Raw genomic sequence first — 19,625 nt, 5'->3', positions numbered from 1 at the left:
GAGATGGCATGGCTATCCAACTGAAGGTACCTGATATCGGTGACTTCGACGCCGTCGAAGTGATCGAGATCCTGGTGGCCGTGGGTGACACGGTCAAGGCGGAACAGAGCCTGATCACGGTCGAATCCGACAAGTCGTCCATGGAAATCCCGGCCGACCAGGGCGGCGTGGTCAAGGCCATTTCGGTCAAGATCGGCGACAAGGTCAGCCAGGGTTCGGTGCTGGTCGAAATCGAGCCGGACGGCGCGGCGGGTTCGGCCGCGGGTTCCGGCAAGCCGGCGTCGGCGCCTCAGGCGTCGGCAACGGGCGGTACGGCCAAGGCCGAAACCGCGCCTGCCAAGACTGACGAACTGGGCGACCAGAGCAACGACAAGCCGGATCCCGATCCGGTGCCGGTACCTGCCGGTCCGGGGGCGGCGTCGAAGGCCGATGCGCCCCGGGCCGCGGCCGGATCGTCGTCCGGTGGCGCGCCTGCCGCGGCGTCGTCCAAGCCTGCTCGGGCCGACGACAGCAGTGTGCAGACCTACAAGGCCAAGGCCGACGGCGAGTACGACGTGGTCGTACTGGGCGCGGGCCCTGGCGGCTACTCGGCAGCGTTCCGCGCGGCCGACCTTGGCCTGAAGGTCGCCATGGTCGAACGCTACGCAACGCTGGGCGGTGTCTGCCTGAACGTGGGCTGCATTCCGTCGAAGGCATTGCTGCACACGGCAGCGATCATCGATGAAGCGGCTGCGCTGGCCGACCACGGCATCAGCTTCGGCAAGCCGACGATCGACCTCGACAAGCTGCGCGCGTTCAAGGACGGCGTGATCGGCAAGCTGACGGGCGGCCTGGCCGGGATGGCCAAGGCCCGCAAGGTCACGGTCATTCGCGGCGTGGGCACGTTTGTCGATGCCAACACGCTGTCGGTCAAGGCGGATGACGGTGAACAGACGGTCAAGTTCGCCAACGCGATCATTGCGGCGGGCAGCCAGTCCGTGAAGTTGCCGTTCGCCCCGGAAGACGATCGTATCGTCGACTCGACCGGCGCCTTGCTGCTGAAAGACGTGCCGAAGAAGATGCTGATCATCGGCGGCGGCATCATCGGCCTGGAAATGGGTACGGTGTACTCGACGCTGGGCGCGCGCCTGGACGTGGTCGAAATGATGGACGGCCTGATGCAGGGCGCCGACCGCGACCTGGTCAAGGTCTGGCAGAAGTTCAATGCCCATCGTTTCGACAACATCATGCTCAAGACCAAGACGGTCGGCATCGAAGCCAGGGAAGATGGCGTGTGGGTGAGCTTCGAGGGTGAAGGCGCCCCGAAGGAACCCCAGCGCTACGACCTGGTGCTGCAGGCCGTCGGCCGCAGCCCCAACGGCAAGAAGATTGGCGCCGACAAGGCGGGTGTCGAAGTGTCGGATCGCGGCTTCATTGCCGTGAACAGCCAGATGCGCACCAACGTGCCGAACATCTTCGCGATTGGCGACCTGGTTGGCCAGCCGATGCTGGCGCACAAGGCGGTGCATGAAGGCCACGTGGCGGCGGAAGCCGCTGCGGGCCAGAAGAGCCACTTTGACGCGTCGGTGATTCCGTCGGTGGCGTACACCGATCCGGAAGTGGCGTGGGTCGGCATGACCGAAGACGAAGCCAAGAAGCAAGGCCTGAAGATCACCAAGGGCATGTTCCCCTGGGCGGCATCGGGCCGGGCGATTGCGAATGGCCGCGACGAAGGCTTTACCAAGCTGATTTTCGATGAGGAAACCCATCGGATCATCGGCGGCGGCATCGTCGGCACGCACGCAGGCGACCTGATCAGCGAAGTGGCGCTGGCGATCGAAATGGGCGCGGACATGGTGGATATCGGCAAGACGATCCACCCGCACCCGACCCTGGGCGAATCCGTCGGCCTGGCCGCGGAAGTGGCCGAGGGCAGTTGCACGGACCTGCCCCCCGCGCGCAAGCGTTAAGGGCAGGCGGCAGAGGGCAGGGGAAGGAAGGCGGCGCGTGCCGCTTCCGGATGCGGGCCCGTGCTGCAGAACGGTCTGCGTCGTCATGGCGCAGGCCGTTTTTGTTTGGGCGGAAACCGCCGTCGCGCCGGGCCGACCGGGGCGCGGCCCGGTCATGTCATGGCACGGCGAGCCCGACCGGCTGTCGTCCCGCCCGCTGGCAGGCCTTGCGTTGTATATCTGCCAAGGCGGGGTCGGCCGCGATCGGATGCGTGCACGCGGGCAGCGCGCTTCGTTATCCTAGTTGGTTGGCGGCAAGGTGCCGCCAGTGACAGGATGTCCATGCGTTTTTTACCCGATACCGCCACTGCGCCGTTTTGCCCCTCGGAAGTCAAAGGCAGCGTCGTCGTTGTCGACGGCGCATCTCGTTTCAAGACCTGGTTGAAGTTTGCCGGCCCCGGCTTGCTGGTGTCGGTGGGCTATATGGACCCTGGCAACTGGGCCACCGACATCGAAGCCGGATCCAAGTACGGCTACAACCTGCTGTTCGTCGTGCTGCTGGCCAGCCTGGCGGCCATGCTGCTGCAGACCCTGTGCGTGCGGCTGGGCCTGGTCGCCCAGAAGGATTTGGCCGAGCTGTGCCGTGCCCGCTACCGGCCGGCGGTGAACCGTTTTTTGTGGATCGGCGCCGAACTGGCAATCATTGCGTGCGACCTGGCCGAAGTTCTGGGCGGCGCGCTGGCCCTGCACCTGCTGTTTGGCGTGTCGATCAGCACCGGCATTGCGATCACGGCTTTCGACACGATCCTGATACTTGGCCTGCAAGGCGCGGGGTTCCGGCGGGTAGAAGCCATCGTGCTGGGGATGGTCCTGACGATTGCCGGCTGCTTTGCGATCGAACTGTTCCTGGTCAAGCCGGATTGGTCGGCGGTGGCGATCGGGTTCGTGCCCACGCTGGAACGGCTGCGCAGCGCCGACGCGTTGTACCTGTCGATCGGCATTCTTGGCGCGACCGTCATGCCGCATAACCTGTATCTGCATTCGTCCATCGTGCAGACGCGATTGGCCGTCAAGACCGATGCCGGCCGGCGCGACGCGATCCGCTTCTGTACGTTCGACACGATCGTGTCGTTGTCGCTGGCCTTGCTGGTCAACGCCGCGATCCTGATCCTGGCGGCCAGCGCGTTCCACGGTACGGGCCACGATCAGGTGGCCGATATCGAAGATGCGTACCACTTGCTGGATCCGATTGTGGGGTCGACTGTGGCGGCGGTGCTGTTCGGAATCGCTTTGCTCGCCTCGGGTCAAAGCTCGACATTCACGGGCACCATCGCCGGTCAGATCGTGATGGAAGGCTTTCTGGACCTGAAGATCCCGTGCTGGCAGCGGCGCTTGATCACCCGGGGCCTGGCCCTGTTGCCGGCCTGGGCAGGCGTCTGGTACTTCGGCGATGGCGGCATTGGCAAGATGCTGGTGTTGAGTCAGGTGGTGCTGAGTTTCCAGTTGCCGTTTGCGATGTGGCCGCTGATCCGGATGTCGGGCGATCGGGCATTGATGGGTGGCTTTGCGAATGGCCCCGTGGTGCGCACGGTCGCTTGGGGCTTGTTCGGCGTGATCAGCGCGGCGAATGTCTGGCTGGTGGCAAGTGTCTTTTCGTGATGGCGCAGTGGCGTGATGGGGCGATCGGGCGACGGTGCGCTGGTGCATTGGTGCGATGGTGCGATGGTGCGATGGTGCGATGGTGCGATGGTGCGATGGCGCGATGGCGCGATAGCGCAGTGGGTACGGGTGCAATAGCGAACAGGCTGGCTGGCAAGCTGGCGTACTGACCCGGGGCACGACGCAGTGCTTCGACCTGAGCCTGGAGTCAGGCGGTGAGATGCCAGGCTGTCACAAGAGTGTGTTCCTGTGTCTGGGTGCTTGCAATATTCCGCTTTGAGCACAACCTGCTGCCTTGCACGATATTTGCTTGGGTAGCGGAGATCGTTGCTGCACGCGTGCGTCCGGCAGCGAGGTCCGTGGGTAGTGGAAGGCATGGAAAACGCAGAGTGAACGGATAAACGATGTCCCTGGTGCAACATTTTCAGCGTAATCAGCGGGGCCGCGACTTTGCGGTCGGGGATATTCACGGCCATTTTTCGAAGCTGCAGGCGGCGCTTGACACGATCGGATTCGACCCTGCCGTCGACCGCCTGTTCAGCGTGGGTGACCTGGTGGACCGCGGGCCGGAGTCGGAAGAGTCGCTGGCCTGGCTCGCGCGCCCGTGGTTCCACGCGGTTCGCGGCAACCATGAAGACATCGCGATCCGACACGTGGCCAACGGAAAAGTGGACGTCAATAACTACACCACCAACGGCGGCGCGTGGTTCCTGGCCATGGCAGAACCGCGGCAGGAAGAGTTTGCGGATGCCTTTTCGGCCATGCCCCTGGCCATGGACGTCGAGACGGAAGCCGGATTGGTCGGCCTGTTGCATGCCGATTGCCCGACCAGCAACTGGGCATCGCTGGAGTCCAAGCTGATCAAGCGGCGTTCGGCGCGCGACCGGGCGATGTGGTCGCGCGACCGTATTCATTCCGAGAACGCCGAAGGCGTGGCGGGCGTGTACGCGGTGATCGTCGGTCATACGCCGGTGCGCGAACCGCTGCGGTTGGGTAATGTTTTCCACATCGATACGCGCGGATGGAAGCCGAACGGCTATTTCACGTTGATGGAATTGGGCACGCTGGACGTGCCGTCGCCCGAGCGGATGCTGGAGCCGGCGCTGCCCATGGCGGATGATGCGTCGATCGAAACCGGCGTGGTCGGCTCGCTGCTGCGCTGGTGGCGCAGCCCGGACGGCTTGTGAGTACCCATTCGGGAAAAGGTCCGGGCACCGAGGGGGCCGACCCTGTTGCGCCCGGCGGGCCGTTGTTGGACGCGGGTGGATTGGAACGCCGGCTTGCGGCCTTTGCCGCCGCGCGCGACTGGGAACGTTTCCATTCGCCCAAGAATCTGGCCATGGCGCTGAGTGTGGAAGCAGCGGAACTGGTCGAGATCTTCCAGTGGTCGACCGAAGCCGAGTCGCGAGCGGTGATGCAGACGGATCAGGCTGAGCATGTCGGTCAGGAACTGGCCGATATTGCGATGTATCTGGTGCGGATCGCGTCGGTGCTGGGGGTGGATCTGAACGAGGCCATCGAGAAGAAGCTGGCCTTGAACGCGCAGAAGTATCCGGCGCCGTAATCGGATTGGACTGATGCTGGACCCGGCACCCGGACGCAGCACCCGGCACGCAGCACGCAGCCAGCACCCGGCACGCAGCACGCAGCACCCAGCACCCAGCACCCAGCACCCAGCACCCAGCACCCAGCACCTAGCACTCAGCAACCAGTACAGCACCCATCACCCGGTGCCCAACCCGCCGTGCGCCGATGCAGTCGCCTCAGTCACCGCGGTATGCCAATGCCTACCTGCGCCATCCGCCTGTGTCACGCCCCCGGTGCTTCGCCCGCATCCACCAGCACCGCACCCTGACTCAATGGCCGCACGTTTTCCCGATAGATCTGCAGCCAGCCGCCGTGCGCGCGCTGGGTCGGCTTTTGCCAGCGGGCCTGGCGCTGGGCCATCACTTCGGGCGAGACTTCCAGGTCCAGGCGGCGGGTGTCCAGGTCGATGGTGATGGCGTCCCCATCTTCTACCAAGGCCAGCGGGCCGCCCATTGCCGCTTCGGGCGATACCTCGGCCACCACCAATCCCTTGCAGACCAGTCCGGACAGGTGGCCGTCGGTCAAGATCGCCACCTTGTCGCCCAATCCCGCGCCATCGATTGCGAACACAACCCGGGACGCGCCTCCGCCCATGGCCGGTCCGCCGCATACGCCGGCGCCGCGCATCACCACCACACAGCCGGGCCGGATGCGGCCATCCTTGATGCCGGCGATGGCATCGTCGGTGGTCCAGAAGCAGATGGCCGGACCGGTGTAGCGGCGCTGTTTGCGTTCGACAATGCCGGTCTTGATCAGGCCGGATTCCGGCGCCAGGTTGCCGCGCAGCAGAATGATGGCGGGCAGGGGGGCCACCGGCCGGTCGATCGGGCGGATGACCTCGGGATCATGGACAACCGCGTCCGCCAGGTTGGCGGCCACCGTGCTTCCCGTGGCGGTCAGCACATCCGTCATCAGCAGGGGTTCCAGTTGCTTCATCAGCGCGCGGCAACCGCCGGCGGCTTCGAACGCTTCGATGGTCTGCTCGCCGATGGGCCGCACGCCGCTCAGCACCGGCGTACTGCCGCCCAGGCGTTCGAACAGGGCGTAGACATCGACACCGGTGCGGCCTTCGACGGCAACGGCCTGCATGTGCTTGACCGTGTTGAGCGACCCGCCGACCGACAGGATGACCCGCACCGCATTCAAAAAGGCCCCGTGGGTCAGGATGTCGCGTGGCTTGAGGTCGTCCAGCACCATCTGCACGATGCGGGCGCCGGCCGCGCGCACATCGGCCATCATCTTGTCGCTGTTGGCGGCCACCGGTGTGCTGCCCGGCAAGGCCATGCCCAGCGCTTCGCAGACCATGTGCATCGAATTGGCCGTGCCCAGACCGGAGCAGACGCCCGGACTGCGGATGGCCTGCCGGCTCATGCCGATCAGTTCTTCCACAGGCATCGATCCGGTCACGGCGTGCATGGCGCCGACGAACACGTCTTCAATGTCCACATGTTTGCCCCGGAACTCGCCGCTGGCCTGGTAGCCGCAGGGCACCATCAGGGTCGGAATGTTCAAGCGCGCGGCGGCCATGAGCTGGCCCGGCACGGTCTTGTCGCAGGAAGTCAGGCAGATCATGCCGTCCAGCTGCGCGCCTTCGACCGCGACTTCGATGTCATTGGTGATCAGGTCACGCGCGCCCAGCATGTAGGCGCCGCGCGCGCCGGCGCCCGTAATGAAGTCGCTGGGCGCGGCGGTGCGGATTTCGAACGGAATCGCGCCCGCCGCGCGGATGGCGGCCTTGAGCTGCACCGATACGGTGTCAAGGTGGCTGAAGCAAGACGCGAGTTCCGACGAGCTGTTGACCACGGCAATCTTGGGCTTTTCGCAGTCGGCTTCATCAAGGCCAAGCGCCTGCCATTGGGCATTGCGCACGGCCCACAGGTAAGAGCCGCGCGGAAAGTTGCTGCGCAGGGGGCGGGTCATGGGGTGTCTCCGGGGATGGCTCAGGCGGCCTGGCTCGCGCCAGTTCTGGCGGCGTGGGGGTGGGCATCGGACGGCGGCGCAGTGTCGTGCCCAGTGCCTTGGGCAGCGCCTTCATTGCCTTCACGACGCGGTCCGTTTGTCGTCGCACCGGGCCGTACCAGCACGTGCTGACGCAGCAAAGCGGCTTGCAGGCTGCCAATATCCACGGCGCGCGGCTCGACGTTCTGCGATACCGCCAGCGCGGCTGCCGTGCCCGCCGCCTGGCCGGTCACCCAGCATTGCGGGATCTCGCGCATGAAGCCATGGGAATTCGGGTCGCACGAAATGTGGCGGCCCGCGGCCAGCAGCCCATCCAGCTGCTTGGGCACCAGGGCGCCATAGGGAATGGAGATGTTGGGAAACTTGGGCGATACGGCAGGCGTGACACCGACTTCATCAGGCAGCGCGGTGCCCGATGACCACTGTTCGCGCACGATGCGGCCCGTGCCGACCAGGCGGCGCGTGTGGCGCACACCGATCTGCGGCGCGCTGATCATCAGGAAGGCGTTTTCGAAGCCCGGCGCGTGTTCCCGGAAGAAGTCGAGGTGGCCTGCCATCAGTCGGTGGGATCGCACCTCGACATCGGTCAGGTCTTCCACGACCAGTCCGGAAAAGCCCGACTGGCGCGGCCCCATGAACAGGGCGACGTCATTGCGCCAGGACACAAAAGGCCGTTCAAACAGGCCCACGGCCTTGCGGCCCTGCGCCATGAATTCCGTGTACTGGTCCGGCTGGCCCACGCGGAATTCGATCCAGCGCGCCATATCCACGCCGCCGAACATCCATGAGGTGTTCATGCAATGGTGGACGTCGTTGGCTTCGATATCGGTTTCAAATTCGGTGCCGGCACGCGCGAACATGTCGCCGTCGCCGGTGCAATCGATCACGACCTTGGCGCGGATGGCCATGCGGCCTTCCTTGCTTTCGAAGATCGCGCCGCGGGCCGCGCCGTCTTGCACGATGGGGGTCGCGCCCCAGGCGTGGAACACCAGGCGCACGCCATGTTCCAGCACCATTTCCTGCGACAACAGCTTCAGGCGTTCCGGGTCGATGGTGGGCGACCAGGTCACGACGCCGTGATAGGCCGCCGTACGCTGCGCCCAGTAGGCGGCGCGTTGCGGATCGCGCGATCCCCATTCGTCGGCGGCCGGACCGGCCACCGCGCCAGGGGGAAGCCGGTGCAGCAGTTCTTCGGCCAGGCCACGAATGGTGGGCTTGCCTTCCCAATCGGTCATCCGGTCGATCCAGATCACCAGCCCGCCCGTCGATAGCCCGCCCAGGTGGTTGTAGCGCTCGAGCAGGGTGACTTGCGCCCCTTCGCGCGCGGCCGCAATGGCGGCTGCGGTGCCGGCCGGCCCGCCTCCCACCACCAGGACGTCGCAGCGATGATGGATCGGAATGTCGCGGGCGGCTTCCTGGTAGAGGCCGGTGTCCCGCGGCCGATCCGTGCGTTGCCCCTCGAAAATGTCCGAGGACAAAATGCGTTCGTCACTGCGTTCGATGGTTTTCATGCGTCTCGCCCAGCCTGTTCTGCGCCCGGACGCGCAGGATGGCCCGCCCAGTTTTCATTATTATGGAACGTTGTTCCAAAAAAATAAAGGCGAAGCGAAAGCTGGGGTCAAACGGAGGGGGAGTGACGGGGCCGGGCGCGAGGTCCTGGATCGACCCGCGCCTCTACAGCAACGGTCGTCACAGCACCCTTGGGCAGCGGCAGAAGGCAGCCGTCACAGCGCCCTTGGGAAGCGGCAGAAGGCAGCCGTCACAGCGCCCTTGGGCAGCGCCATGAAGCAGCCGTCACGCTGCCTTCGGATGCGCCAGGAAGAACCGCAGCATTTCGCGGCTGGCGTCCGGGCCCATCGGGTCGGTGTAGCTGCCGGCGCGATCACCACCGGCCCAGGCGTGACCGGCGCCATGGATGGTCCAGTGCTCCACATCCGCTCGGCCGTCTTCTCCGGGAATCACCTTCTTGCTGTACGACCGGCCACCGGCCGCCTCGCCCCGGTCCGCTGCCGCCTTGGCCGATGCCGGACCGCTGATGCGCCGCACGATGTGTTCCGCGTGTTGCGGGTGGACGGTGGTGTCGGCATCACCCTGGAAGACGATGGTCGGCAGGGCAGGGCCTTTCGACTTTGCCGTGACGGTGTTTCGGCTGGGGGCCTGGCCGCTTTTCATGGCAGCCATGGCCGAAGGGATGTCACGCGCGGCGCCCACGTCCAGGCCCGAGTGCACGCCTACCGCGGCGTACAGATCGGGATAGGCGTGGCCCAGGATCGCGGCCATGGCGCCGCCGGCCGACAGGCCCGCAACGTACACCCGCCGGCGATCCACCTTGTAGTTGGCCAGGATGTCTTCGGTCAGACCCGCGAGCAGGGCGGCCTCGCCCCCGCCACGCACCTGGTCACCCGGGCGGAACCAGTTCCAGCACTTGGACATGTTGTCGCTCTGGCGCTGGATCGGGTAGGCGACCAGACAGACGCCGGGTTCGGCCAGGCGATTCATGCCGGTGCCGGCGGCAAAGTCGACGCCGTCTTGCGTGCAGCCGTGCAGCATGACGACCAGCGGCAGGGGCGTGTCGGCGTAGCCGCTGGGAATGTAGAGCAGGTAGTCGCGGGACCCGGCGGGGCCGGTGAAGGTGCGGCGCACGGTGTGGCCGGTGTCTTCAACGGTGGCGGCGTTCGCGGACGCCGGGCGTCCGGCCGCGCCGGCGAAGGGTGACGCCGCGGCACCGGCAAAGGGTGACGCCGCGGCACCGGCAAAGGGTGACGCCCCGGCCCCGGCAAAGGGTGACGTCCCTGCACCTGCCAGCGGAGATCCCCCGGCCGCTTGCGCAGCAAACCCGGCGGTGGCTGCCCGCGTGGCTTCCGCCACCTTGGCAGCGACTGCCGCGCCCAGCGCCGTGGCGCCAGCGCTTGCAGCCGACCCTTGCGCGAACGCGGCGGGGTCGAAACCGGCGCCAGTCTGGCCGGGCAGGGCGCCCAACGCGCGCTGGATGGCGGCGGTGGCTTCCTGCGGGCCGGCGGTCTGCAGCAGTCGGGCGGCGTCCTGCATGGACTTCAAGAAATCGTCATTCATATTCATGCGTGCTCCTGTGGCGGCCTCAGTGGGTCCGGGCGGCCAATGCGGTTTTGACGGCGGCGCTGGCGTGAAAGGCGCCCAGCACGGAAAGGGATTCGATGGTGGCCAGCGCCAGTTCGGGCGTGACGTCGTTCGCAATGCTTGCCAGGCCCAGCACCTGGATGCTCAGCGTTTCGCCTCGCGCCCGGACCGCTTCAAGGTCGGCCCGGGAAAAGTGCTGCATGCCCAGCACCAGCTCGCGCCGCACCACGGTGTCGTGGACGACTTTGGTATGCAGCGCCAGCTGATTGCGGATGGCCGTGCGGATCAGATCGGTGCGGTTGGCATAGAAGCCTTCCTGCACCAGCAGGTCGATCTGGCCCAGGTCTACCGGACCCAGGTTGATGGTGATCTTTTCGGTCTCGCCGCCTTTGGGGCGGCTGGCCGGCGGCAAGGCCGGAACAGGTGCGTCGTTCATGGACAACTCCAGGAAATGCGGCGGACGGTAGGGATCGGTGCCAGGGCAAGGTGCCCGGAGGACCGTCGCCGGGCCTCCGTTGCGCTTCTCAAGACATCCAAAGGACATCCGGAAAACATCCACTGACCATCCAATGGGATGGTTATAGCTCGCTTTGCTGCGCCGCGTCAAAGCGCAGTCGTGACACATTGTTCGTTTTCTGCGATCACCTCATCGAAAACTTTTGCTTATTTCCGGCGCGGGCTTGCTCTTTAATGGCTCACCACAAAAGAGACCGCGTCGGCGCCACCCCTAGCCCGCCAGACGCCGATCCGCCGATCCAGGAGACTCGTTTGACCGATGCCCACCACCCGGCTGCGCCTGCCGCTGCCTCCGCGCTCGACATGGAGCGTTTCCGCCTTAAAAATTTCCTGGAAAGCCTGGGCGACGACGAACTGGACCGCCGAACCGGCGCGACCCCATTGACCGAGATCGCGGCCATTCTGGAAGGCAATCCGCGTGCCGTCTGGTTCGACGCCCCCGGAGGCGAGTCGACCAGCCTGTGCGGCAGCGTGGTGGCCGGCCGCAATCGCATTGCGCAGGCCTTTGGCACGACACCTGACGGCCTGCTGCCGGAAATCATGGCAAGGCTGCGCCGCAAAGGGGAGGTCGTTGACGTTCCGCGCGACGCCGCGCCCGTGCAGCAGGTCGTGCTGACCGGCGACGACTGCGATCTGACTGCCTTGCCGGTCCACCTGCAGCACGGCATGGACGGCGCACCGTATATCTCGGCATCCATCGACTTTGTGCGGGATCCGGAAACCGGCTGGACCAACGTCGGCATCCGCCGCCTGATGCTGCGCGGCCGCCGCGTGGCTGGCGTGGACGTCGTGGCGCCGTCCGACCTGCGCGCCATTTACCTGGCCCATGCCGGGCGAGGCGAACGTCTGCCAATCGCTTTTGCAGTGGGGTCGCACCCGATCGACCACGTGGCCGCGACCATGCGTATTCCCACCGACGAACTGGCCCTGATCGCCAGCTTGCGGGACGCGCCGCTGCCCGTGGTCAAGTGCGTGACCAATGACCTGCGGGTGCCGGCCGACGCCGAATTCATCATCGAAGGCTATCTGCACGAACATGGCCATAGCGAGCCGGAAGGCCCGTACGGCGAATTCCTGGGCTACTACGGCGGGGTCAAGCGCAATCCGCTGTTCCATGTGACGGCGATCACGCACCGGCGCGACGCCGTCTTCCAGACCGCGACCATCAGCGGCCCGAGCATGGCGACCACCGACACGGCGCAACTGTCGGCCCTGCGCACCGAAGTCATGGTGTGGCGCGCCCTGGAAACCGCCGTCCGTCAGGTGGACAGTGTCTATGCCAACCCGGCCACCGGCGGCATGTTCAACGTGCGCGTCGCCATGCGCCAGCGCGTGCCGGGCGAGGCGCGCAATGCGATTACCGCCGTGTTCTCGTCGCTGGCCAATGTCAAACACGTGTTTGTCGTCGATCCGGACATCGACATCTTTTCGGACGCGCAAATGGACTGGGCGCTGGCCACGCGCTTCCAGGCCGATCGCGACCTGGTCGTGGTGACGGGCCTGCGCGCCATGCCGCTCGATCCGTCGCTGGCCGGCTCGCATCAGGGCGCCAAGGCCGGGTTCGATCTGACGCTGCCGATCCTGAAGCCGGGCGCCAAGCGGTCAATGGAGCATCGGGTGCCGGCGCCCCCGGTCTTCGACGGCGCGCGGTTCGACTCCTGGCTGGCGGCGCTGGAAGATGGTCCCAAAAGTTTTGGCGAGCTGATGTCGGCCACGGGCACCAAAGATGGCCGCGAAGTCGTACGTTGGCTGGAAGACATCGCGGCCACCCGGTCCATCACGCGCGACGACGAAGGCCGCTACCAGTTCGAGCAGTAAGCGTTTTCGTTCAGCAGACCGCAGTCACCACTACCCGCATTCGGACACAGAGCGCCGGACCACCGGCGCCGTCCATCGACACACTGGAGGAGACACCAGGCATGACCGCATTCGGCTATCGACAGAAGACGTTTTTCAAACGCACGACCCATGCGGCCGCCGCCGCGCCTGCGACGGCATCGGCCACGCGCCGCCACCTGATGCTGGGCACCGCGCTGGCCGTGGCCATCGCCTGTGCCGCCGCGCCGTTCCAGGCCAGCCGCGCGCAGGGCGCAGGCGACTATCCCAACCGGATGATGAAGATCATTTCGCCGCACACACCGGGCGGCCTGGGCGACACGTTCGCGCGCTATCTGGCGCTGGAACTGGGCAAACGGCTCAATCAGCCCGTCGTCGTGGAAAACCGGGCCGGCGCCAATCAGGCGATCGCCGCCGAAGCCGCCGCCCGCGCCGCACCCGACGGCTACACGCTGTTCATCGGCACGCAGACCGCGCTGGTCTTCAACCCGATCGCCAAAAAGAAGTTGCCGTATGACGCGGTCAAGGACTTTGCGCCTGTCACCATGCTGTTCAATACGCCGTTCTACCTGGTGGTAAACAGCAACGTCCCCGCCACGACCGTGCCCGAGCTGATCAGCCTGGCCAAGGCCAAGCCTGGCAAGCTGACGTTTGCATCGCTGGGGCAGGGCAGCTCGCAGCACCTGGTGGCCGAAATGTTCAAGGACCTGGCCAAGGTCGACATCCTGCACATTCCCTACAAGGGCAGCGCGCCGGCGTCGACCGACCTGATGGCCGGCCAGGTGGACATGATGTTCGAAGGCGGCAGCTCGTCGCTGCCCAATGTGGCGACCGGCAAGCTGCGGGCACTGGCATCGACCAGCCTGAAACGCACCGAAGCCATGCCCAATCTGCCGACGGTAGCCGAAACGCTGCCAGGCTTCGAATTGACCGTGTGGTTCGGCCTGGTGACCCCGGCAGGCGTGCCGCGCCCCATCATCGACAAGCTCAATCAGGAAGTCACCGCGATCCTGAAAGAGAAGGCCACGCACGACAAGTTCTACGCCGTGGGCGTGGAAGTGTCCCCCAGCACGCCTGAAGAACTGTCACAGCGCATCCAGGCTGAAATCCCCCAGTGGACGAAGGTCATGCGCGACGCGAATATCCAGCCGGAATAAGCCGGCCCGGTAACGGTCAGGTCACCGCTCCAGCCTGACCGGTATCGCCTTGGCAGCCGGCACGAAGCTTTCTTCGGCGTAGTGCCACAGCGGGATCAGCGGATTGCATTCCGGGTAGTAGCCGCCCACGCAACCTTGCGGGATGTCGTAAGCCACGATGCGCAAGCCGGCAACCTTGCGGGGCTTGTCGGGCTCGACTGCCGTCACGACGCTGACGGTCTCGCCGTCCGCATAGCCCAGCCGCGAGATGTCGGCCCGGTTCATGAACAGCACATGGCGGGTGCCGTCCACGCCGCGGAAACGGTCGTCGTACCCGTACACCGTGGTGTTGAACTGGTCGTTGCTGCGCAGGGTCATCAACTGCAAGACATCGGGCGCATGCACTTCCACATCGGCATCGGCCTTGAAGCTGGCGGGAACGGTAAAGTTGGCGCGGCCGGTCTTGGTGTTCCATTTGCGTTCGCGCGCGGTATTGGGCCGCGGAAAGCCGCCGGGCGTGCGCATGCGTGTTTCGTAGTCGTAGAACTGCTCGGGCAAGGTCTTTTCAATCGCGCCGCGCACCAGGCGGTAGTCGCCGGCCCAGTCGGCCCAGGGCACCGTGGTGTGGTCCAGGCTGGCAAGCGCAAGGCCGGCAATGATCGCCGGCTCGGACTTCAAGGTGGGGCTGGCCGGCGTGGCGCGCCCGTACGATGCATGAATGAAGGTGGTGCTGTCTTCGGTCGTGACGGCCTGGACGCCGCTCAATTGCACGTCCTCTTCGGTGCGGCCCAGGCAGGGCAGCACGTAGCTGATCCGGCCGTGCACCAGATGGCTGCGATTCAGTTTGGTGGCGACCTGCACCGTCAGACGCAGCTGGGTCCACGCTTCTTCCATGGCGACCGTTTCCGGCACGGCCCGGACAAAGTTGCCGCCCAGGCCCAGGAAGGCTTTGACGCTGCCATCCAGAACCCCTTCACAGGTCTCGATCGTATTCAGGCCTTTGTGGCGCGGGGGCTCGAAGTGATAGAGCTCGGCCAGCTTGTCCAAGGGGAATAATTCAGGCTTTTCGGTGATGCCGACAGTGCGTTGACCCTGCACGTTGGAATGGCCCCGCACCGGGCAGATGCCCGCGCCTTTTTTGCCGATATTGCCTCGCAACAGCAACAGGTTGACCAGCATCTTGACGTTGTCGACGCCGGCGCGGTGCTGGGTCAGTCCCATGCCGTAGATGCCCATGGCCGCCTTGGATTGGGCGTAGGTCGCGGCGACGGTTTCCAGGTCGGCGCGTTGGAGCCCGCTGTGGGCTTCAATGGTGTCCCACGACGCGGCGCGCGCGGAATCGGCAAATTCGTCGAATCCGTGGGTGTGGGTGGCGATGAAGTCGACGTCGATCAGGCGCGGCGAACCGGTGGCGACCGCGCCATCGTCGGCCTCGATCAATGCCTTGCACACGCCCATGATCGCGGCGATGTCGCCCCCGGTCTTGACCTGCAGGTATTGCGAGCTGATGCGGGTGGCGCTGTTCGTCAGCATCTCGGTCGGGGCCTGCGGATTGACGAAGCGTTCCAGGCCCCGTTCTTTCAAGGGATTGAAGGTGATGATCGGGACGCCGCGCTGGCTGCAGTGCTGCAGGTCATGCAGCATGCGCGGGCTGTTGCTGCCCACGTTCTGGCCAAAGAACAGGATGCAATCGGTGTGTTCGTAGTCTTCAAGCCAGACGGTGCCGACCGGCATGCCGATGGTTTCGGGCAGCGCGACCGACGTGCTTTCGTGGCACATGTTCGAGCTGTCGGGCAGGTTGTTGTTGCCAAACTGGCGGGCCAGCAATTGCCACATGTACGAGCTTTCGTTGGACGCGCGGCCCGACGCATAGAACACCACCGAGTCCACGTCGTCGGCCTTCAGGGCCTTGAGTTCCCGGCCGATTTCTTCAAACGCCGATTCCCAGCTCACTTCCTTGTAGGTGTCGGTGGCGGGATCCCAGCGCATGGGGGCCGTCAGGCGTCCGGTCTGTTCCAGGTCGTAGTCACGCCAGCCCAGCAATTCGGTCACCGTGTGCTTCGCAAAGAAGTCGGGCGTTGCGCGCAGCGACGTGTTTTCCCAAGCCGTGGCTTTGGCGCCGTTCTCGCAGAATTCGAACAGATGCGGTTCCGACGGCTTGGCCCACGCGCAGCTGACACAGGCGACGCCGCCCGGCTTGTTCTGCACGCGCAGCACGGCGGGCCCGGATGTCAGGGCGTGCTCCCGGGTCAGGATTTCTGTCACCGACCGGGCGGAGCCCCATCCGCCCGCCGGGCCGTCATAGGGTTCGATTTTGATGTCACGCGCCATGCTGATCTCCACTAACTCGACCTTTAGTCTCGCGCGTGCCCGAAGGGGGGCGCAAGTAAGCCTCTTGCTCGTTTTGTAAGCAAGGCTGGCGGGGCTGACGCAGCGCTGAACCGGGGTGGCCGATCGCTGCTCATCCTTGACCGATGCGGGTTGCGCGTGGATACCTTGTCGTGCGCCGCACCGCACGGCAACCGACCCGCAGCGGCTGCTACAGTACGGCCTGCGCGACACCGCCGCAGGAATCCAGGAAAGGTATGCAGCAGCAGAAAGGCAAGTTGAAAAGCTGGAAAGACGAACAGGGTTTTGGTTTCATCCAGCCCGAAGGCGGCGGCCCGCAGGTCTTCGTCCACATCTCGGCGTTCAAGAGCAAGCACCGCCGTCCGGACGTGGGCGAACCGCTGCTGTATCAGCTCGGGCAGGGCAAGGATGGCAAGCCGTGCGCCGTCAAGGCGCAATTCGTCAATAACGAGATCCGGACGCCGGCGCCGGGCCGGGGCTGGCCCGTGCCGGTCGCGGTCGCCCTGCTGTTTCTGGGGGGACTCGGGCTGCTGGTCTATCTGGACCGCATGTCGGTCGTGATGCTGGGCATCTACCTGGTGGCCAGCGCGCTGGCGCTCCTGGTCTACGAGATGGACAAGACGGCGGCGCGCAACGGCCGTTCGCGCATCAGCGAAAACGTGCTGCTGCTGATCGGTTTGCTGGGGGGCTGGCCCGGTGCCTGGGTGGCGCAGCGCCTGTTGCGCCACAAGTCGCGCAAGACATCGTTCCAGGTGGCGTTCTGGATCACCGTCGCCATCAACTGCGCGGCACTGGGCTATCTGCTGTACCGCGGCGTGCCCGGACTCGCCTGACCGGGGCGGCGCCCCAGCCCAGCGCCAGGGTTTCGAACTGGTCGCCGGGCAGGGGCCGGGCGATCAGGTAACCCTGGATCGCATCGCAACCGATATCGGCCAGAAAGGCGCGCTGCTCGGACGTCTCCACCCCTTCGGCCAGCACTTCCATGCCGACCGACTTGCCAAAGGCCACGATGGCTCGCACCAGATCGCGGGCGCCCGCATCTTCGGCCAGTCCCTGGATAAACGCCATATCCAGCTTGATGCCCCGGATCGGGTAGCGTTTCAGGTGCGCCAGGCCGGAGTGGCCGGTCCCGAAGTCGTCCAGCGAAATCGCAAAACCCAATGACGCCAGCTGATGCAGGATGTCAGTGGCGCGCGCTTCGTCCGCAATCAGCGCGCCCTCGGTAATCTCGACCTGGATCTTGTCGCTCTTGATGCCGTGCCGTTCGATGGCCTCCGTCAGGACCTGGGGCAGGGTGGCGTCGCTCAATTGCCAGGCCGACAGATTGACGGACACCGGCAGGTGCAGGCCCGACGCATTCGCCCAGGCGGCGATCTGCCGGCAGACCTCGTCAATCGTCCACGCAAACACCTGCTGCCGCACGGGTGACGCTTCGACCAGATGCAGGAAGCTGGCCGGGTAAAGCAGGTCGGCATGGTCCGGATGGTCCCAGCGGATCAGGGCCTCGGCGCCCACGATGGTATTGGTGCGCAGGTCCAGCTTGGGGTGGTAGTGCAACACGAAGCGCTGCTGCCGCACGGCCATCGGCAAGGCCTGGCGCAACAGGCTTTCGGCGGCATGGCGCGCGGCGGCCTCGGGCGTGTGCACCACCGTGCGGTAGCCGCCCGCCATCTTGGCCGTGTACATGGCGCGGTCCGCATTGCGCATCAGTTCCTGGCCCGACGCACCGCCTTCCGGGTACATGGCGATGCCGATGCTGGCGCCAACCGAAATCACCGCGTCCGAAATCTCGAACGGGCGCGACAGGTCGGGCAGCAGGCGGCTGGCATAGTGGCGGGCCTCGGCTTCATCCGCCCCTTCCAGCAGGAACACGAATTCTTCGCCGCCCATCCGGGCCACTGTGTGCTGCGGATCGCTGTCCGCCAGGAACCGTTCGGCCAGGCCCACCAGCACGCGATCGCCCACGTCGTGGCCCCAGCTGTCGTTCACGTCCTTGAAGCGGTCCAGGTCGACAAACAGCACGGCCAGCGTGGCCCGGCGCTGGCGCGCGCGGGACAGCGCTTCGTCAAGCCGGATGGCGAAGGAATGGCGGTTGGGCAGGTTGGTCAGATAATCATGGCCTGCCAGGTATTCCAGGCGCGCCTTGCCCTTTTGCGCCACCCGCCGCGCAATCAGCAGTTCCTTTTCATACAGACGGCGGTCGCCGGCATCAAAGACAATGGTGCGAATGCCGACGGCCTGTCCGTCGGTCCCGGTCTGCAGCCGCGAATTGCAGAAGAAGGACAGGCGCTTGCGGTTCTTGGCGACCAGGTCGAAAGCCACCCCGTTGACGAAACCCTGCATGGTGAGCAGCGGGCCGTAGTGCGTTTCGTAGAACACCTTGCCCGCCACGGTCAGCAGGTCCTGCAGCCGCAGCTTGCCGATCAACTCGTCTTCGCTGTACCCGCTCCAATGCACGAAGGTGTCGTTCACCTTGAGCAGCGTGCCGTCGGGCGCGGTCGACACATACCCACAGGGCGCCTGTCGATAGAGCGCCTCATAGGTTTCATCGGCAGGCAGGGCGGACAGCGGCAGCGATGTCATCGTGTCGGTGCAAGAGAGGCAATGAACCGGCCCAGATGGCCGGCGGTTTCGTCAGGGGCGCTCAGGTGCGGGCAATGGCCGATGGCGTCCATCCGTACCAGTTCGCTGGCGGGCACCGTCGCATGCAGGTAGTCGCCCACCGAGGGCGGGGCCACGATGTCCTGCTGCGTCTGCAGCAACAGCGTCGGCACCGTCAGGTGGGGCAGGGCGTCGCGATGATCGGACAGGAAGGTGACGCGCGCAAAGTGCCGCGCGATATCCGGGTCGGTACGGCAGAAGCTGTTCGTCAGTTCGGCTTCGACATCGTTGCGGTCGGCATGCTGCATCAACACCTTCGCCATGGTGCTTGTCCAGCCCAGGTAGTTGCTGTCCAGAAGATCAAGCAATTCGTCCACGTCTTCGCGCTCGAACCCGCCTACGTAGTCGCCGTCGTTGATGTAGCAAGGGTTGGGCGCGATCATGCCCAGCCCTTTGAAACGGCCCGGTTCCAGGTTGGCGGCGAGCATGGCGATCGTGGCGCCGACCGAATGTCCGACCACCACCGGCTTCTGGATATCGAATGCGTCGCACAGTTGCAGCAGGTCTTCGGCATAGGCGTCCAGCGTGCGGTAGCGGGATTCGTCATAGGCCGCCAGGTCGGACCGGCCCGCACCCACGTGGTCAAACACGACGATGCGATGGTCATCGGCAAAGTGGGGCGCCATGCGCGTCCAGACATTCTGGTCGCAGCCGAACCCGTGCACGAAGACGATTGGCTCTACGCCGCTGCCAAACATCCGAACATTGTTCTTATATCCAATAGACAACGCAGACCTCTTGGTGTTGTTGACCTTATTTTAGGGCAACGGCGGCCGAAAGACGTGACGAGTCTCTTCCGATTCTTACCGGTTGCGGTAATTCTTACCGGCGCCGCAGCCCGATGAGTGCACCACGCAACGGACCTGTACCAGCAAGGGATTCTCCTGGCTTGCTGGCC

The 19,625-nt window shown here is 65.4% G+C and carries 14 protein-coding genes; 7 read left to right on the top strand and 7 right to left on the bottom strand.

The features are described 5' to 3' along the window. The first annotated feature begins 8 nt into the window (after nucleotides 1-8). The 4 genes from lpdA (at nucleotide 9) to HD883_RS06025 (ending at nucleotide 5,151) form a co-directional block, all read left to right on the top strand. Nucleotides 9-1,949 carry a dihydrolipoyl dehydrogenase gene (gene lpdA, locus HD883_RS06040; protein WP_179587328.1) on the top strand — a complete coding sequence of 647 codons (1,941 nt, stop codon included), beginning with the start codon at nucleotides 9-11 and terminating at the stop codon, nucleotides 1,947-1,949. A gap of 321 nt (nucleotides 1,950-2,270) precedes the next feature. After that, nucleotides 2,271-3,587 (top strand): Nramp family divalent metal transporter, encoded by a 1,317-nt coding sequence (locus HD883_RS06035; RefSeq protein ID WP_179587330.1) that lies wholly within the window; start codon nucleotides 2,271-2,273, stop codon nucleotides 3,585-3,587. Nucleotides 3,588-3,991: 404 nt separating this feature from the next. Further along, nucleotides 3,992-4,774, top strand: coding sequence for a metallophosphoesterase (locus HD883_RS06030; RefSeq protein WP_257022007.1), 783 nt, complete (start codon nucleotides 3,992-3,994; stop codon nucleotides 4,772-4,774). Between the two features lie 62 nt (nucleotides 4,775-4,836). Then, nucleotides 4,837-5,151: a nucleotide pyrophosphohydrolase gene (locus HD883_RS06025; protein ID WP_257022426.1), complete on the top strand. Its 315-nt coding sequence runs from the start codon at nucleotides 4,837-4,839 to the stop codon at nucleotides 5,149-5,151. A gap of 245 nt (nucleotides 5,152-5,396) precedes the next feature. Here the strand turns inward: HD883_RS06025 and ilvD are convergent, their stop codons facing one another. From ilvD to HD883_RS06005, 4 genes are all read right to left on the bottom strand, one after another. After that, entirely contained in the window at nucleotides 5,397-7,094 is a 1,698-nt protein-coding gene (ilvD, locus tag HD883_RS06020) for a dihydroxy-acid dehydratase (protein WP_179587332.1), read from the bottom strand. 20 nt (nucleotides 7,095-7,114) lie between these two features. Next, nucleotides 7,115-8,644 (bottom strand): FAD-dependent oxidoreductase, encoded by a 1,530-nt coding sequence (locus tag HD883_RS06015; RefSeq protein ID WP_179587334.1) that lies wholly within the window; start codon nucleotides 8,642-8,644, stop codon nucleotides 7,115-7,117. 283 nt (nucleotides 8,645-8,927) lie between these two features. Further along, on the bottom strand, nucleotides 8,928-10,211 hold the full coding sequence (locus tag HD883_RS06010; protein ID WP_179587336.1) for an extracellular catalytic domain type 1 short-chain-length polyhydroxyalkanoate depolymerase: 1,284 nt from the start codon (nucleotides 10,209-10,211) through the stop codon (nucleotides 8,928-8,930). 19 nt (nucleotides 10,212-10,230) lie between these two features. Further along, nucleotides 10,231-10,665 carry a CopG family transcriptional regulator gene (locus HD883_RS06005; RefSeq protein ID WP_179587338.1) on the bottom strand — a complete coding sequence of 145 codons (435 nt, stop codon included), beginning with the start codon at nucleotides 10,663-10,665 and terminating at the stop codon, nucleotides 10,231-10,233. 332 nt (nucleotides 10,666-10,997) lie between these two features. On the opposite strand from HD883_RS06005, the gene HD883_RS06000 reads away from it, so the two are divergent. Both HD883_RS06000 and HD883_RS05995 read left to right on the top strand, forming a co-directional pair. Then, a complete protein-coding gene (locus HD883_RS06000) occupies nucleotides 10,998-12,563 on the top strand; it encodes a UbiD family decarboxylase (RefSeq protein ID WP_257022006.1) in 1,566 nt (521 codons plus the stop codon). Between the two features lie 101 nt (nucleotides 12,564-12,664). Then, a complete protein-coding gene (locus HD883_RS05995; protein ID WP_179587342.1) occupies nucleotides 12,665-13,738 on the top strand; it encodes a Bug family tripartite tricarboxylate transporter substrate binding protein in 1,074 nt (357 codons plus the stop codon). 21 nt (nucleotides 13,739-13,759) lie between these two features. Here the strand turns inward: HD883_RS05995 and HD883_RS05990 are convergent, their stop codons facing one another. Then, nucleotides 13,760-16,048 (bottom strand): FdhF/YdeP family oxidoreductase, encoded by a 2,289-nt coding sequence (locus HD883_RS05990; protein WP_179587344.1) that lies wholly within the window; start codon nucleotides 16,046-16,048, stop codon nucleotides 13,760-13,762. 254 nt (nucleotides 16,049-16,302) lie between these two features. Between HD883_RS05990 and HD883_RS05985 the strand changes: the two genes are divergently transcribed. Further along, complete coding sequence (locus HD883_RS05985) at nucleotides 16,303-16,899, top strand: DUF1294 domain-containing protein (RefSeq protein WP_179587346.1); 597 nt, start codon at nucleotides 16,303-16,305, stop codon at nucleotides 16,897-16,899. On the opposite strand, the gene HD883_RS05980 is transcribed toward HD883_RS05985, so the two are convergent. Beyond that, complete coding sequence (locus tag HD883_RS05980; protein WP_179587348.1) at nucleotides 16,844-18,649, bottom strand: GGDEF and EAL domain-containing protein; 1,806 nt, start codon at nucleotides 18,647-18,649, stop codon at nucleotides 16,844-16,846. The genes HD883_RS05985 and HD883_RS05980 overlap by 56 nt on opposite strands. Next, complete coding sequence (locus HD883_RS05975) at nucleotides 18,646-19,425, bottom strand: alpha/beta fold hydrolase (RefSeq protein ID WP_306455923.1); 780 nt, start codon at nucleotides 19,423-19,425, stop codon at nucleotides 18,646-18,648. Before HD883_RS05975 ends, HD883_RS05980 begins: the two co-directional genes overlap by 4 nt. Between the last annotated feature and the right edge of the window lie 200 nt (nucleotides 19,426-19,625).

It is taken from the genome of Pigmentiphaga litoralis (genome assembly GCF_013408655.1).
GTDB classification, from domain to species: domain Bacteria; phylum Pseudomonadota; class Gammaproteobacteria; order Burkholderiales; family Burkholderiaceae_B; genus Pigmentiphaga; species Pigmentiphaga litoralis_A.
The sequence above is the reverse complement of the archived record's forward strand: the minus strand, read 5'-3'. Positions and strand labels throughout refer to the sequence as shown.

Bases quoted from the DNA above. Each gene is read 5' to 3' on its own strand.
- HD883_RS06030 (WP_257022007.1), top strand. From the start codon at position 3,992: ATGTCCCTGGTGCAACATTTTCAGCGTAATCAGCGGGGCCGCGACTTT.
- HD883_RS05990 (WP_179587344.1), bottom strand. From the start codon at position 16,048: ATGGCGCGTGACATCAAAATCGAACCCTATGACGGCCCGGCGGGCGGA.
- HD883_RS05985 (WP_179587346.1), top strand. From the start codon at position 16,303: ATGCAGCAGCAGAAAGGCAAGTTGAAAAGCTGGAAAGACGAACAGGGT.
- HD883_RS05980 (WP_179587348.1), bottom strand. From the start codon at position 18,649: ATGACATCGCTGCCGCTGTCCGCCCTGCCTGCCGATGAAACCTATGAG.
- ilvD (WP_179587332.1), bottom strand. From the start codon at position 7,094: ATGACCCGCCCCCTGCGCAGCAACTTTCCGCGCGGCTCTTACCTGTGG.
- HD883_RS06015 (WP_179587334.1), bottom strand. From the start codon at position 8,644: ATGAAAACCATCGAACGCAGTGACGAACGCATTTTGTCCTCGGACATT.
- HD883_RS06035 (WP_179587330.1), top strand. From the start codon at position 2,271: ATGCGTTTTTTACCCGATACCGCCACTGCGCCGTTTTGCCCCTCGGAA.
- HD883_RS05995 (WP_179587342.1), top strand. From the start codon at position 12,665: ATGACCGCATTCGGCTATCGACAGAAGACGTTTTTCAAACGCACGACC.
- lpdA (WP_179587328.1), top strand. From the start codon at position 9: ATGGCTATCCAACTGAAGGTACCTGATATCGGTGACTTCGACGCCGTC.
- HD883_RS06005 (WP_179587338.1), bottom strand. From the start codon at position 10,665: ATGAACGACGCACCTGTTCCGGCCTTGCCGCCGGCCAGCCGCCCCAAA.
- HD883_RS05975 (WP_306455923.1), bottom strand. From the start codon at position 19,425: ATGTTTGGCAGCGGCGTAGAGCCAATCGTCTTCGTGCACGGGTTCGGC.
- HD883_RS06010 (WP_179587336.1), bottom strand. From the start codon at position 10,211: ATGAATATGAATGACGATTTCTTGAAGTCCATGCAGGACGCCGCCCGA.